Genomic DNA, 14128 nt, shown 5'->3' with positions numbered 1-14128 from the left:
ACTCCCCTTTTTTTATACTGTTTTAATTTCGCTTTGAACTAACTCACGATATTTGCCTGCGTAGAACACTAATGGCTCTCCATCAGTAACCTTAATATCTAGCACCTTACCGATAAATAAAGTATGGTCACCTTCAACATGCTCTGAAATTACTTCGCAGCTAACCTGTGCTAGAGCTCCTGGTAAAACAGGTAGTCCTGCAAGGTCTTCAAAGTTAATCGTTATTTCCTCTTTTAGTTGACCAGCAAAAGCCATAGAGTACTCTTTTTGATCGGCAGCCAATATGTTGACAGCAAACTTTTTACTTTCTTGAACTTTAGTTAAAAAGCGAGCCTTATGTCCAATCGAAATAACAACTAATTTTGGATCTAATGAAACAGACATAAATGCATTAGCTGTCATACCAAAGGATTCATTTTCAAACTGGGTCGTTACAACTGTTACACCAGTTGCAAACTTACCCATAGCATCTCTAAATAATCGATCCTCCATCGCAAACTCTCCCTATTGTTTAGAAGTAAGACGAATTCTAGCTTCTAATGAATTTTTTGTCATCATACACCTTGATTGTCGGATTATTTTCTGGCTTTGTATCTGTTTGGTCACCCCAATAAGTAAATCCTAAATCCATTTCATCTAAGCCCCAAACAATTGGCTCCCAGTCTGGCTCAAAGATCAAGTATCCATTTGTAAATAACTCAACTCGTACGCCACTTCCTGGATCTACTACGTAAATATACATCGCTTGAGAAATACCATGCTTACCTGGTCCTTTAAATGACATGCCACTCTCTTTTAGGATATCTGCTGCACGCAATAAATCCTGAGAGTTATCTAACCAATAAGCTACATGGTGAATCTCCTGCGTTGATGCAGCAAATGGGTCATGACTAACTGCGATATCGTGAACTAATGGTGTTACACTTAACCAAGCACCTACTAAATTACCATCCGGTGTTTGCACACATTCACGTAAGTTAAAGCCAAGATTATCCTGTAAAAAGTCCGATAATTCATTGGCAAGTAAAGAAGTAAGGATATTTACATGGTCGATTCGTCTAGGTGATACACCACGTGACCAAGATTTATGTGATTGATTTTTCAATACAGAGCGAGATTCTGGTGAAGCCAGTGTTTTTTCCATATCGAAGTAAACCTCAAATGTGTGACCGCTTGGCAATTCAAAACGGAAAGCACGGCCTTGACCAGCCTCTATACCATCTTCAACCCAGCGCACTTCAGTTCCAGCTTCCTCAAATTGCTTTGCAAATGCATCTACATCTTCTGGACGCTTTGTACGCCAAGCGATGTGGTCTACATGAGACTCTTCTCCTTGTCGAAGAGTCATAGTGTGATGCTCGAAATCTCCCCACGCTCTTAAGTAATGCACTCCATCTTTAACCTCTGTTTCTTCTAGACCAATAACCTCTTTGAAAAACCATAGAGATTTTTCTAAATCCTTTGAAACTAAACCAAAATGTCCTAATTTTGCGATTTCAGGTGTTCTAACGTAACTCATTTATATATCCCCCTTTAGAAATAAATCTATTTATGCCCCTTTTGTTAAACATTTCCTTGATTAGACAAAATACGTATTCGGCTCTAGCCCGCACATTACACGTCCATATGTTTCTACTAAGCTAGAAGGTGTGATAAATCCATGTAAATGCATAGATAAGAAGTCCCGATAGAATAATTGGAATAAATTATTATTGTAAGAGAAAACCGATCCCGCTCCAGCAGTCATTAAATCAATCGATTCCTTACATAGCTGATTTACATAACCAAATTCAGCCTTTACTTTAATGCCTTCTTCTAAAGTTAGCTTTTGGCCTTTTTCCGAGTACTCATCTAACAGATCTACAGCATGGTGTAAAAGCAGCTCCGCAAGGTCAATTTTCAATTGGGACTGTGCTACCTGTAAGTGAGTTACTGGTGCTTCATTCATTTTTGAATAGAATGTATTTCCAATACCCGCTTTCCCTACACGCTCCATGTGCAAATCCATTGCACCCTTTGTAATGCCTAGGGCCGGTGCTACAATGGACAATGTAAGTGAAGGGACAAAAGGTGTTTGGTATAATGGCACCTCACGCAATTCCTCAATCATGTAATGACCCTGATTTGCTAAACGATCAAGTGATACTCGATGCTCTGGTACGAATACATTTTCTAATCGAACACTATTACTGCCAGAGCCTTTTAGGCCCATTACATTCCAGTCATCTAAAACGATCGCATCCTGGCGTGGAACAACCATAATAGCCATTTCCATCCCACCATTACCATCTGCTAATGGAAAACCAAAGTATAGCCAATCTGCATGGGGACTACCTGATACGAATGGCCATTGAGCCTCTTCTATTAAATAACCGCCCTCTACCTTTTTCATTTCAAATTTAATCGGTTTAAAATTACCTGCTAAAATAACATTCTGGTCATGATTTGGTCCAAAAATATCCTCTAGTGCTTGTCGACCGAAAGCATAGGAGATCATATAATCACGGATATTACTTAAGGCAACAAACCATCCTGCTGAGCCGTTCCCTCTCGAAATGGCAGTAACAACCTCGAGATACGTTCGCATATCAGTTTGATATCCACCAAACATTTGAGGACGCAGAACCTTCAGTAATCCTTCAGAGCGTAATTTCTCAATAATTACTTCAGGTAGTTCACTTGTTTGATCGATTTTAAGACCATTTTCTCTCAGCATAGGAATTAGCCCATTTGCACGTTCTACTAGCATTTCTTTTGTATCAATTATTGTTTGTTCCATATCCCCCACCCCTTACTTCAAAATGATATCTCTCTATCTGTTAGACGCGACTTACTTCTTTTGTTTTAGAGAAGAAATCTTTGGTTAACTTTAGGAATTGCTCCTTTTGCTCGATTTGAGCCCAGTGACCGCAGCGTTTAAAGACATGAAGTTCTGCATTTTCTAGATAATCCAGCATATATAAGCTGCTTGCAAGTGGTACGAAACGATCCTGATGGCCATGAATCATTAAAAATTCATTTTTCATACGCTTTAATGCAGAAGGAGGAACTAACATATCTGCAAGATGCGATTTTGTGAAATTCTCCTCGTAGGATTTACGTACCTCTGGACGATTGAATAGCTCCATACGTGTTGCTACGATTTCATCCAGCTTATCTTCCATATCAGTTGAATCATATAAGAACCAGCTAAGTAAATTCTTTAAGGCTTTTGGCGATGGGTCCTTATGGAAGTTTGCCAGTTTAGCAAGCTCTGGAGTTGGCTCTGTTAAACCACCACCTGCCCCCATTAACACAATACGGTTAAAACGCTCTGGGCTATCCATTACTAGGAATAAGGAAATAACTCCACCAAGTGAATTTCCTACAAGGTTTGCTTTTTTAATTTCTAAAGCATCCATCAAATCGAATATTTGCTGAGTTCGCCAGTTCATCCATTCAACACCGTTTGCAGGGTATTCTGTTGGATGGTCTGTTTCCCCGAAGCCAACTAAATCGATTGCTAATACATGGAACTGGTCTACATATTGAGGTAATACATCCTTCCAGTTTGAGTTTGCACTTGCTCCTGGGCCGCTACCATGAATAAAGATAATCGTTTCTTCGTTATGTGCGCCACCCTCATGAAGTAAAGTTTCAAAGTTTCCTGTTTTTACTTTGCGTGTAATAATCGACATAAAAACACCCCTTTTATGAATTGAATACTGTATTGCAGTTCAAAAACTACTAAAATCCTAAAATCTGCTTAAACACTAATCGATTGAAGAGTCTTCACAACATTTTGCTGCTTTCCTAAATCGATGGAACCATCCGTACTAGCAATTGTTGCTTCAATAATGTCTCCATCCTTCAAATAGTTCCCCAGTGTATGCTGCCTTTGAATTACTTCAACCTTTTCACCAAATTTCGAAACAAGGCTTGTCATGCAGTTCATTTCATCTGCTGATAGCTGCATTGCGACTCCCCCTGGTGTACCTGTTAACACTAAATCTCCGGCTTGAAGATCCATAATTTGTGCTAGTTCGTTTAAGGTTTCAATTGGTTTATAAAGCAATTGGTCTGTACTAGCCTCTTGTCGAATTTCCCCATTCACCCTCAGCTCTAGCTTAAGATCTGCTATTTTTGCTACATCCTCCTGCTCTAGTAAATAGAAATAAGGTCCTACTGGGCAAAACGTACGGTAGCTTTTCCCTTTTAACCATTGAAGCTGAGTAAGTTGCACGTCTCTTGCAGAAATATCATTCGTTAACACTAACCCAGCTATATAATCTAAAAAATTATCCTCAGTAATGACTGTGTCCTGTGTAATTGGCTTTCGGATTACTAGCCCCAGCTCAATCTCATAATCTAGCAGCTTTACATTGTCGGGACGCATAATGGCATCGTTAGGACCACAAACAGAACTTGGCGCCTTACTAAAAATCATATTAAATGGTGGCTTTTGATCATCCATACCTGTCTCTTGTCTATGAATTGAGTAGTTAACACCCTGGCAAATAATTTGTGATGGAGTTGGTATTGGTGATAATAGCACTACATCAGAAAGCTCAACTTCCTCTAAATTTTTTTCTTCCACTGAAGCTTTTGCCTCTACTAAAGCAATCTCTAAAAACTTTTCAAAACTATCTGGATTGGTTTGGAGTTTATAGATTTTATTATCCTCAACAACTCCTAAAAATAATTCTTCGTTTCTTTTAAAGCGTGCAAACTTCATCCCCAATTGGTTTCCCACCTCTCAAAATTTACTTTATAAACAAACATGCTGTATGTATTTATAAAGTATGAAGAATAGATACTCTGAAAATCTGTTATAAGCGCTTACATCTGTTATTTGAATTTTATATTCAATATTTTAAATAATCAATATTTTTTGGAAAATCGGTAAATTGTTTCCTAAACATGTATCGTTTTCTGTTAAAAACTTACGGAAAAATCTCTTACCTCTATCAAAGGAACTTTTTATTCCAAACAAAAAACCGTAAATAAAATCGAAACGAATCGACTTTACTTACAGCTTAAGAAACTATAAAGCTACTCTTTTTTTATTTTGAAAATAGTTCAGAGCAAAGATAGCTAAAACAAGAACTGTCCCTGCAATATCTGTAATTGGCTCTGGTATTAGCATCATTAATGAGCCAATTGCCAACACAATCCGAGTAATCATATTCATATGAGTTGAAAAATATCCTTCAATTGCTGCACCAATTCCGATAACACCAACAATGGATGTAAACGCAACTACAGCAATATCAAGTGGTGCTGCCATTGGTATATCAACTGCATTTAAAGGTAGACCTGTTGGATCGATTAATAATAATGCTGGTTCATAAACAAACAGATACGGTACGATAAACCCAGCAAGAGCTAATCTAAGTGATATAAAGCCAGTTTTCATCGGACTTCCACCAGAAAGACCTGCTCCAGCGAAGGATGCAAGTGCTACTGGCGGTGTAATGTTCGCAAAAATACCAAAGTAGAATACAAACATATGAGCAATTAAAATTGGAATACCAAATTCAGCTAAAGCTGGTGCTGCCATCGTAGCAGTAATAATATAAGCCGGAATCGATGGAAGACCCATTCCTAAAATGATAGATGCAATCATCGTTAAGAACAATGTTAAGAAAAGACTTCCTGCTCCAATTTCCATAATGGCAGAGGTTAAAGTTGAACCAAAGCTTGTTAGGTTAACAACACCAATTACAATTCCTACTACACCACAGGCAATAATTGTGGATAAAGATTGTCTCGCTCCATCCTCTAAAGCAAATATAATATCTTTTAGAGACATACGAGTTGATTTTCTTAAAGCTGCAACTATAACTGTTAATATAATTGTATAAAACGCAGAATAAGCAACTGGTACTCCTGAGCCAAGTAGCACTACTAGACCAATCAGCGGTAAGATTAAATGCCCGCCCTCTTTCATTACTTCCTTGACACGTGGAAGATCTGGCTTTGGAATTCCACTTAAATTACTTCGGCCAGCACGGAAATGGACCTGCATAATAACACCCATGAAATATAATAGCGCAGGTAAAATCGCCGCAAGAGCAATCGTTCCATAAGAAATCCCCGTCGTTTCTGCCATTATGAAGGCACTCGCACCCATAACTGGCGGTAAAATTTGTCCACCAATTGAAGCACTTGCTTCTACAGCACCGGCAAAGTTCTTCTCATAGCCAATTTTTTTCATAAGAGGAATTGTGAAAGCCCCTGTACCAACAACGTTAGCAACAGCTGAACCATTAATACTTCCCATAAATGCACTTGAAATAACAGCTACTTTTGCAGGACCACCTTGTTTATGTCCTGCCAATGCTAAAGCTAAATCATTGAAAAATTGCCCCATTCCAGATTTCGATAGAAAGGCACCAAATAAAATAAATAAGAATATAAATTGAACAGAAGCCCCTATTGCAGTAGAGAATAATCCTTCTGTTTTTAAGAATAATTGGCCGAAGATGTCTCCAAGGTCAAATTGACGCGTCATCAGCATTCTTGGTAGCCACTCAGCATGACTGAAGAATGGATAAGATAAAAAAATTAGAGCTAAAATCGGTAATATAATTCCTGTAACCCGACGTGCAGTTTCTAATACTAAAAGTACCGTTAGAATAGCCATTACGATATCGGTTGTATTGGCAATACCACCACGTGTTGTCATAATGTCATTATATTCAACAAACAGATAACCACAGGAAACGATACTTAACGCAAACAAAATCCAATCATAAAATGGAATTTTCGAGCGATCCTGCTTTTTAAATGTGGGATAGATTAAATAAACTAATGCCATCCCAAATAATAAGTGAACTGCACGCTGCTGCAATGTAGGTAGTGGTTGGAATGTTGTATACAAATGAAAAGCTGAAAATAAAATTGCTAGAATCGAAATAATCCACACAAGTGACTTGTTCTTTGGTTTTCTCACTTGGGAATCACTATCATATTTTTCTAAGACTTCTTGTACATTCACTGCATTTGCTTCTTCGATAATAGGTGTATCTTTTTCTTTAATTTGCAAGATTAGAAGCCTCCTTTAGCTAATTTCCAGATAGGCAGTTTTTCTATAAATATATGTACCATAGAGTAATCGTCCGTATACTTATACAACGGTATTTCTTGCTCATCTACAATAATTGTAGTTTTCACATTCGATGAAACAGTTAAATTTAATTCTTTAAAGAGCTGGTTAATTTGCATTTTCACAAAACCATCCTCAATGGAGACATCTTTTGATTGGCTTGGAACACCTGCACCAAATGTTTTAAAATGAGTTTCAGTTAGGAGCATTTGCTCACCGTTTTGTTGATAGGTTTCTATCCATTCCTCCTTCTCGACAGAATGGATCCAAGATAAATCAAAGTGATTACTTTTTAGATAGTAGGTCTTATCTTCAAATTCAAATGCAAAAACAGGAACCCTTATAAAAAAGAAGTTGAGGAGTATAAGTAACCCTATACTCCAAAACCACCATTTTTTCTTACTTTTGCTCATCGAAGTATTTCTTAGCTCCTGGGTGAAGTGGTGCAATTACACTTTCCTGCGCCCCTTCTAACGTAATTTCTTTGGCTGCCTGATGGGAATTTTCTAGTTTGTCTAAGTTATCAAAAATTGTTTTTGTTAGATTGTAGACATCCTCTTCACTCATATCCGTTCTTACAACTAAAGCATTTGGAACTGCTGCAGTCATAATCGGCTCTGCGTTTCCATACGTATTTGCTGGAATTTCATAAGAGATGAAGTATGGGAATTCTTTTGCAATTTCCTCAACATTACTTGCTTCTACTGAAACTAGTTCAATTCCAAGTGTTTCAGATAATTCCAATACCGAGGCATTTGGAAGTCCGCTTGTTAAGAATGCTGCATCAATTGTACCTGCTGATAGGCCACTTGCTGCTTCAGCGTATCCAAGGTAGTCCACTTGAATGTCATCATAAGTAATTCCATGACCTTCTAAAAGCTGGCGCGCATTTACCTCAACTCCAGAGTTTTGGTCCCCTACTGCTACACGTTTTCCTTTTAAATCTTCAATCGTTTTAATGCCTGAGCCTTCTTTAGTAATAATTTGAACAACGTTTGGATATAGCGTTGCAACTTGTGAAATGTTGTCTACAGGCTCAGTGAACGAAACCTCTCCTGCTAATGCTTGAGATAATGCATCACTCATTACGAAAGCCATTTCTATTTTCCCTTGGGATAATAAGTTAATATTTTCAACTGATGCTCCAGTAGTTTGCGTTCTAGAGTTAACATCGAATTCAGATGTATATGTATCTGCAAGTGTTGTACCTAAAATGTTATAAGGACCACTTGCCCCCCCAGTACCAATCGTTACGATGTTTGTGTCTAAGCCTTCCCCTGATTTTTCTGTTGAATTACCTGCATCATCTGAGCTACAGCCCGCTAAAAATGCTGCTAAAGCTAAAGATGAAAGTAGAGTAATTTTCTTCATAATATAACCCCCTATTATAGTTATCTCTTGTTACATCCACTAGATTTTTACTACCAGGAAAAACCAAAGATGCAACTTTATTCATTATATAAAATTTTCAGAAATATAAAAATGCTTTTGTAATTATTTTAAATTTTCTGATTTCTTTAGCTGCACTTTTTTAATGAAAAAAGCAGTTCAGATTCTATTTTTCTGAACTGCTTAAGATGAAATTTCTTATTTTTTTGAACTAATATGATTTGCTATAAATCCGCCATGGAATCTGCCATTTTCAATAAAAATCTCATTGGCATTATTACCTGCTGCTAAAACACCAGCTATAAAGAGATTTTCTATATTCGTTTCCATTGTTTCTGGATTATACTGCGGTCTTCCTGTTTCGTCATCAATGGTTACACCCATCGCTCGCACAAACTGATGGTCAGGATGATAGCCTGTCATCGCAAAAACAAAATCATTTGGTATGACCTTTTCTTCCCCATCCACCGATAAAACTACTTCATTTTCACGAATTTCTTTTACAATTGTATTAAAATGCATTGTAATCTCTTCATTTCGTACAAGAGCAGCAAATTCAGGTAAAATCCATGGTTTAACCGATGGAGAATAGTCACTACCACGGTAGGCCACAGTAATACGAGCCTTTGCTTTATGTAATTCCAAAGCCGCGTCCACGCTTGAGTTTTTACCACCGATAACTAATACATCCGTATCAAAGAAGGGATGTGCTTCTTTAAAATAATGATGGACCTTTGGTAAATCCTCACCAGGAATATCCATATAGTTTGGTTGATCGTAATAACCAGTTGCCAATACCACATAATGGGTTTCATATACCTCTTTATCCGTTGTAACTGTAAAATTTCCATTTGACTCTTTGACTACAGAGTTTACCTTCTCAAATCGGTTCACTTGAACATTCTTCATTTTGACAACTTCACGATAATACACAAGCGCTTGATTTCTACGTGGTTTACGTTCTTCTATTAGAAATGGAACATCTCCAATGGCTAAATTTTCACTTGAACTAAAGAAGGTTTGATGTGTTGGATAGTTATAAATCGCATTAACTATATTCCCCTTCTCAATAACAATTGGCTTCAAACCGATATTTGCTAGTTCAATCGCAGCTGATAATCCACAGGGACCTCCCCCTACTATAATCGCATCAACATTTTGCATTCTTTACATCTCCTTTAGAAAATTCCACTTTTCATTTACAACAAAAAGTGCTTCATTTTCTTAACTGCTCCCAAATTTTATGAGCAGTTTAAAAACCTATTCTTAGTATACTGCTATTTTTTATTTGATTTCGCATTTCTTTTAAAATGTAGATTGACAACATGACATTGCGGCTTTGCTCCAAGCCTTAGAGGAAGCATGGTAGTTCCATAGCCATTACTAATGAGTGTAGCGACTGCTTCTCGCATCGAAAATGACCCATGAGGATGAATCCCATACGGCCCAAAACGAATTTGACCACCATGTAAATGACCACCCATCATTAGATCAGTATGGTATTTGCTACGAACCGTTGGAAAAACCTCTGGATTATGGGAGATAAAAACAACATTATCACCCTTTCGACAGCTTTCAAATGCCCGTTCATAATGGACATTTCTTGAGGAAGTATCATCAATAGCACTTAGCCAGCAACGATTGCTTAAGGTAGGTAGTAAAACAGCATCATTCTCTATGATAGTTACGTTGGTTTCTTTGAAAATTTCACGTAATCTAGCCTCACCAACCTCGCGATCATTATTTCCCCAGACAAAATAAACAGGTCCTAATTTTTGCAGTACCTGAACATTGTCATAAATCCGCTCAATTGGAGTCCGTTTATCACAAAAATCACCACCAATAATGACTGCATCCACTTTGGCATTTATATTTTCAATCATACCTTCATTTATTTTTCTTAAATGGACGTCTGAAATGAAAAATAAAGACGCTTGCTCCCTTTCCCCATCCAACGGGACATCATGGTAAAGGACATTATTTTCCGAAGCCTGCTTGAGCATAAAAAGAAAAAACATAAGGACAAGAATAACTACCACGACGAACAGCTCAAACATATTAACTCACCCTTTCTCAAGGAATTACGTAATACTTAAATGAATCCTAGTGTTTTTATCTCTAGGATTGCATTAATAAAACACGGAAGATTTCTTCACAATATTTTACCATATTCCTTATATAAATCGTCTTACATGGATCTTCACCATGCATTTTAATAAGAAAAAAAAGACTATAGGAACGGTTTACACCTTCCAATAGTCTACTCTAGAATTTATTTTTTGCTCATGCTACGGAATGATCAGGGTTTGTCCAACAGAAATGCTGTTTGAAGGTAAATTATTAGCTTCTATAATTTTATCAACACCACTTGCATCATCATAATACTTTAAGGCGATTCGGAATAAGTTCTCGTTCGCTTGCACTGTGTGCGTTTTACTACTAGCTACTTGTTCTTGCTGCTTTTGCTCTTTTTGCTGCTTTGCAAGCTTCTCTTCATCAAGTCTTGCTTGCTCTGCTTTTTTTGCAGCTTCTATTTCAGCTTGCTTTGCTTCTTCGTCTTGACTATCTGTGCTTACTTTGTTGACTTCTGTAGGTTCACTATCAGTTTCTTCTATTTTAGGTTCTACCTTTTGTTTACCGCTAGAAGAAACCGTATTATTCGTTTGTACCTCTACTAAAGAACCATTCTCTGCCATCTCTGCTGTTTCAATAACCTCAGGATGATAGAAGAAAGATACGTAGATTAATAACGAAAAAGGAATACCTAGTAGTACAAATAATAGAATATTTAATAACGGGTTTTTTCTGTTTTTCTTTTTCTTTTTACCTACTTGACGTGAGCGTGACATTCTAGAGCTTTGCTGTTCTTCTAATTCAATTGATTGACGATGCTCTTCAATTTTCTCTCTGTAATCTTCATTACTCATGAGTACCACCTCCAACACTATCTTTCTCTAATTATGACGAAATTTCTCTAAAAAGTAAATGATAGTGTTGGAAATTTTAAGAGATTTATGTCGATTATTTAATAAATCCTGCAGAATATGGAAAACTAGGACAATCGCTATAGAATTATTTTAAAAGTTATGAGAATCCTATCAGCAGCTGCTCAATTCTTCTTTTCCAGTTTAGTTCTTTAGAAGGTGCATCTATTATTTCACGCACTCGAATGATATTTTCATACTGTAGACCACAGCACTGGCAACAATCTTCTGGTCTATTTTCTAAGGTTTGACCGAAATAATGGACCAGTTGTTCTCTCATGCACGTATTTGTTTCGATTAAATCCATCACTTCTTCAACAGCTCTCATCTTCTCATATTTCATGGAGGATAATCGCTGCTTTACATCAGCTGGCTGAAGCTGATTCATCCAATAATCCAATACACGAAAAGCCGTTTCCGAAATTTCACCATTATGAATCATCGAGGTAGGTAGCTCGTTTCTGCTCCTGTAGCTTATATAGCTATCAACATGTGCATCCACTGGGTAATCATCAATACCAACAAATTTCGCAAGTTCCTCATCACCCTCTGCATACAGCAAAATCGCAAGGGAATCCTCGCCATCTCTTCCTGCACGACCAATTTCCTGCATGTAATTGGCCATATTAGAAGGAAGTGATTCATGGATTACCTGCCGTACATTTTGCTTATGAACACCCATCCCAAAAGCATTCGTCGCTACAATCCAATCAAGAGATCCATCTATAAACTGCTGCTGAATAAATTGTCTATCTAACGGATCCATTCCACCATGGTATGCTGCAGTTGTAACGCCAGACTGAAGTAATCGTTGGCTGAGGCTTTCTGTTTTTAACCGAGACTGTGTGTAAATAATGCCAGGTCCTGCTGTTTTTGTTACGTGATCAAGTATCCACTCAATTTTTTCTTCTCTTCCTTGAAACAGCATTTTACCCAAGTGAATATTCGGTCGATCAACAGAGTGAATAAATTTATATGGGCTGTCCATATTCAAATAGGCTTCGATATCCCCAAGTACCTTTTGTGTCGCCGTTGCAGATAATGCCATGATTGGTGGTCGATTTGGTTTTCCAAGTACCTGACCAATACGCAAATAATCGGGTCTAAAATCAAAGCCCCATTGGGAAATACAATGGGCTTCATCGACTACAATTAAAGAAAGCTCCATTGAATTCAACTTTTGCTGAACCTGCTCCTGTAGAAGCATTTCAGGAGAAATAAATATAAAGCGATAGTCATGTAAGTTTTGAATGGACGCTCTTTTTTGCATTGGATTTAAAAAAGAATTAAGTGCAACTACACGCTTCTCTTTAAATTGCTTCATTTGATCGACTTGGTCCTGCATTAACGATAGTAGCGGAGAAACAATAAGCACCGGCTTATCAAAGATATATCCCGGCAGCTGATAACAAAGAGATTTCCCCATTCCAGTTGGAAGTAAGGCAATGACATCTTTTCCATCAAGCACCTTTTCAATTACTTCCCTTTGCCCTGGACGAAAAGCCGAATAACCGAAATATTTATTTAATATATCCTCAAGCTTCAACACGTTCACCTCTTGCTAGTACAAGTCTCAGTTGAAAATAGGAAAGCTGTGGTACAACCTCATGTAATACCTTTAGCTTTCGAGTATTATAATCATCAACTGCTGCTAAAACAGCTTGTACATCCTCATTTGAAACGAATTGTTCAACGTCAAACTGTGGGTCATTCATAGCCAATTCCACCATATGATCTTCAATCGTACTCATTTTCAAGCCGCGCTTCCTGCTAATCTGCTCCATTGAATGGCCATTAAAAAAGAGCTCTGCAGTTTGAAAAGCAGATCCACTTAAAGGATTTTTAACTCGAATATTTTCCACCATTTGAAGCAATAATGGAAATTCTTCTACTTGAAGAAAAATTGCATTTAACCAGCTATGTAAGGAAGCAATATAAATTAACTGTAAATCCATTTCCTTCAGATTTTCTTCAAAGCTAATTTGTTGCCATGTAAAACCAGCCGCATTATAGCCTGAAAGTCGATAAATAAGTATATTCTTTGCACGATCTTCCATAGCTATGTGTTCTAGACTATTAAGAATTTCCTTTAATAATTTTTGCTGTAATTGCCCATCCTGATAATGATTTGTTTTCAAAAACATTCTCACCCATTGCTGAATCTGCTCATCCTTTTGATAAGGAATAAATGACATTTTACCTGCTAAATGATGAGATAATGACTGGACAACAAGTGATAATCGAGCAAAAAATACATGTTCATTTCCTCGGTAATGCCAGCCATCAAATACAAGCTCTTGCGATTTTTTTAAATGCTCAAAGGCTTTTTCAGTTAACTCGTAATATCCGTCCTCTTTAATAAGGATGAATTGCTCATTCACAAAGATTGACAATTCCTCATCATACTTTTTTCTTGATAATTTTGGCAGAATCCCAAAATAGCTATGTAATTGGTAAATCCCAACATCCTGCACAGTTTGACCTGATCGTTTCCCTCTAAGAAGATGAAACGGTGCGGAGATGGTGCGTTCTTGATTAAATTTGTGGAATATTTGTAAAAGAATTTGTTGGAATTGGAATAACAAAATCAACCCTCCATTTCGAACTATTAGGTTGAAAAGTAATTTAAACAGATTTAGAATAGAAAAGAAGCTTTAATTGGAAGCGC

General features: G+C 37.2%; 13 protein-coding genes. All 13 read right to left on the bottom strand.

Annotated features, from left to right (window positions below; genetic code table 11):
- Positions 1 to 12: 12 nt before the first annotated feature.
- The 13 genes from BJ095_RS11775 to BJ095_RS11715 all read right to left on the bottom strand — a co-directional run bounded on the left by BJ095_RS11775 (position 13) and on the right by BJ095_RS11715 (position 14045).
- The gene (locus tag BJ095_RS11775) at positions 13 to 492 is read right to left on the bottom strand and encodes a flavin reductase family protein (RefSeq protein WP_107935355.1); all 480 of its coding nucleotides are present in this window, start codon (positions 490 to 492) and stop codon (positions 13 to 15) included.
- A gap of 37 nt (positions 493 to 529) precedes the next feature.
- Positions 530 to 1519 carry a VOC family protein gene (locus tag BJ095_RS11770; RefSeq protein WP_107935354.1) on the bottom strand — a complete coding sequence of 330 codons (990 nt, stop codon included), beginning with the start codon at positions 1517 to 1519 and terminating at the stop codon, positions 530 to 532.
- Positions 1520 to 1579: 60 nt separating this feature from the next.
- Entirely contained in the window at positions 1580 to 2779 is a 1200-nt protein-coding gene (locus tag BJ095_RS11765; protein WP_107935353.1) for an acyl-CoA dehydrogenase family protein, read from the bottom strand.
- Positions 2780 to 2819: 40 nt separating this feature from the next.
- On the bottom strand, positions 2820 to 3677 hold the full coding sequence (locus BJ095_RS11760; protein WP_107935352.1) for an alpha/beta fold hydrolase: 858 nt from the start codon (positions 3675 to 3677) through the stop codon (positions 2820 to 2822).
- A gap of 68 nt (positions 3678 to 3745) precedes the next feature.
- A complete protein-coding gene (locus tag BJ095_RS11755) occupies positions 3746 to 4714 on the bottom strand; it encodes a fumarylacetoacetate hydrolase family protein (RefSeq protein WP_107935386.1) in 969 nt (322 codons plus the stop codon).
- A 309-nt stretch (positions 4715 to 5023) separates the two neighbouring features.
- A complete protein-coding gene (locus tag BJ095_RS11750) occupies positions 5024 to 7021 on the bottom strand; it encodes a TRAP transporter permease (protein WP_107935385.1) in 1998 nt (665 codons plus the stop codon).
- 8 nt (positions 7022 to 7029) lie between these two features.
- The gene (locus BJ095_RS11745; RefSeq protein ID WP_107935351.1) at positions 7030 to 7500 is read right to left on the bottom strand and encodes a DUF1850 domain-containing protein; all 471 of its coding nucleotides are present in this window, start codon (positions 7498 to 7500) and stop codon (positions 7030 to 7032) included.
- Entirely contained in the window at positions 7487 to 8458 is a 972-nt protein-coding gene (locus BJ095_RS11740; protein WP_107935350.1) for a TAXI family TRAP transporter solute-binding subunit, read from the bottom strand. The genes BJ095_RS11745 and BJ095_RS11740 overlap by 14 nt, the downstream gene beginning before the upstream one ends.
- Positions 8459 to 8674: 216 nt before the next feature.
- Positions 8675 to 9640 carry a YpdA family putative bacillithiol disulfide reductase gene (locus tag BJ095_RS11735; RefSeq protein ID WP_107935349.1) on the bottom strand — a complete coding sequence of 322 codons (966 nt, stop codon included), beginning with the start codon at positions 9638 to 9640 and terminating at the stop codon, positions 8675 to 8677.
- 113 nt (positions 9641 to 9753) lie between these two features.
- Positions 9754 to 10533: a metallophosphoesterase gene (locus tag BJ095_RS11730; RefSeq protein WP_235867652.1), complete on the bottom strand. Its 780-nt coding sequence runs from the start codon at positions 10531 to 10533 to the stop codon at positions 9754 to 9756.
- Positions 10534 to 10764: 231 nt separating this feature from the next.
- A complete protein-coding gene (locus BJ095_RS11725) occupies positions 10765 to 11403 on the bottom strand; it encodes a LysM peptidoglycan-binding domain-containing protein (RefSeq protein WP_107935348.1) in 639 nt (212 codons plus the stop codon).
- A gap of 157 nt (positions 11404 to 11560) precedes the next feature.
- Complete coding sequence (locus BJ095_RS11720) at positions 11561 to 13006, bottom strand: RecQ family ATP-dependent DNA helicase (protein WP_107935347.1); 1446 nt, start codon at positions 13004 to 13006, stop codon at positions 11561 to 11563.
- The gene (locus tag BJ095_RS11715; RefSeq protein ID WP_107935346.1) at positions 12996 to 14045 is read right to left on the bottom strand and encodes a helix-turn-helix domain-containing protein; all 1050 of its coding nucleotides are present in this window, start codon (positions 14043 to 14045) and stop codon (positions 12996 to 12998) included. Before BJ095_RS11715 ends, BJ095_RS11720 begins: the two co-directional genes overlap by 11 nt.
- Positions 14046 to 14128 lie beyond the last annotated feature (83 nt).

The sequence above is a fragment of the Ureibacillus chungkukjangi genome, assembly GCF_003217295.1.
GTDB lineage: Bacteria > Bacillota > Bacilli > Bacillales_A > Planococcaceae > Ureibacillus > Ureibacillus chungkukjangi.
Note: the sequence above shows the minus strand (reverse complement) of the source record. Positions and strands in the feature narration are given on the sequence as shown.

Bases quoted from the DNA above. Each gene is read 5' to 3' on its own strand.
- BJ095_RS11775 (WP_107935355.1), bottom strand. From the start codon at position 492: ATGGAGGATCGATTATTTAGAGATGCTATGGGTAAGTTTGCAACTGGT.
- BJ095_RS11770 (WP_107935354.1), bottom strand. From the start codon at position 1,519: ATGAGTTACGTTAGAACACCTGAAATCGCAAAATTAGGACATTTTGGT.
- BJ095_RS11765 (WP_107935353.1), bottom strand. From the start codon at position 2,779: ATGGAACAAACAATAATTGATACAAAAGAAATGCTAGTAGAACGTGCA.
- BJ095_RS11760 (WP_107935352.1), bottom strand. From the start codon at position 3,677: ATGTCGATTATTACACGCAAAGTAAAAACAGGAAACTTTGAAACTTTA.
- BJ095_RS11755 (WP_107935386.1), bottom strand. From the start codon at position 4,714: ATGAAGTTTGCACGCTTTAAAAGAAACGAAGAATTATTTTTAGGAGTT.
- BJ095_RS11745 (WP_107935351.1), bottom strand. From the start codon at position 7,500: ATGAGCAAAAGTAAGAAAAAATGGTGGTTTTGGAGTATAGGGTTACTT.
- BJ095_RS11740 (WP_107935350.1), bottom strand. From the start codon at position 8,458: ATGAAGAAAATTACTCTACTTTCATCTTTAGCTTTAGCAGCATTTTTA.
- BJ095_RS11735 (WP_107935349.1), bottom strand. From the start codon at position 9,640: ATGCAAAATGTTGATGCGATTATAGTAGGGGGAGGTCCCTGTGGATTA.
- BJ095_RS11730 (WP_235867652.1), bottom strand. From the start codon at position 10,533: ATGTTTGAGCTGTTCGTCGTGGTAGTTATTCTTGTCCTTATGTTTTTT.
- BJ095_RS11725 (WP_107935348.1), bottom strand. From the start codon at position 11,403: ATGAGTAATGAAGATTACAGAGAGAAAATTGAAGAGCATCGTCAATCA.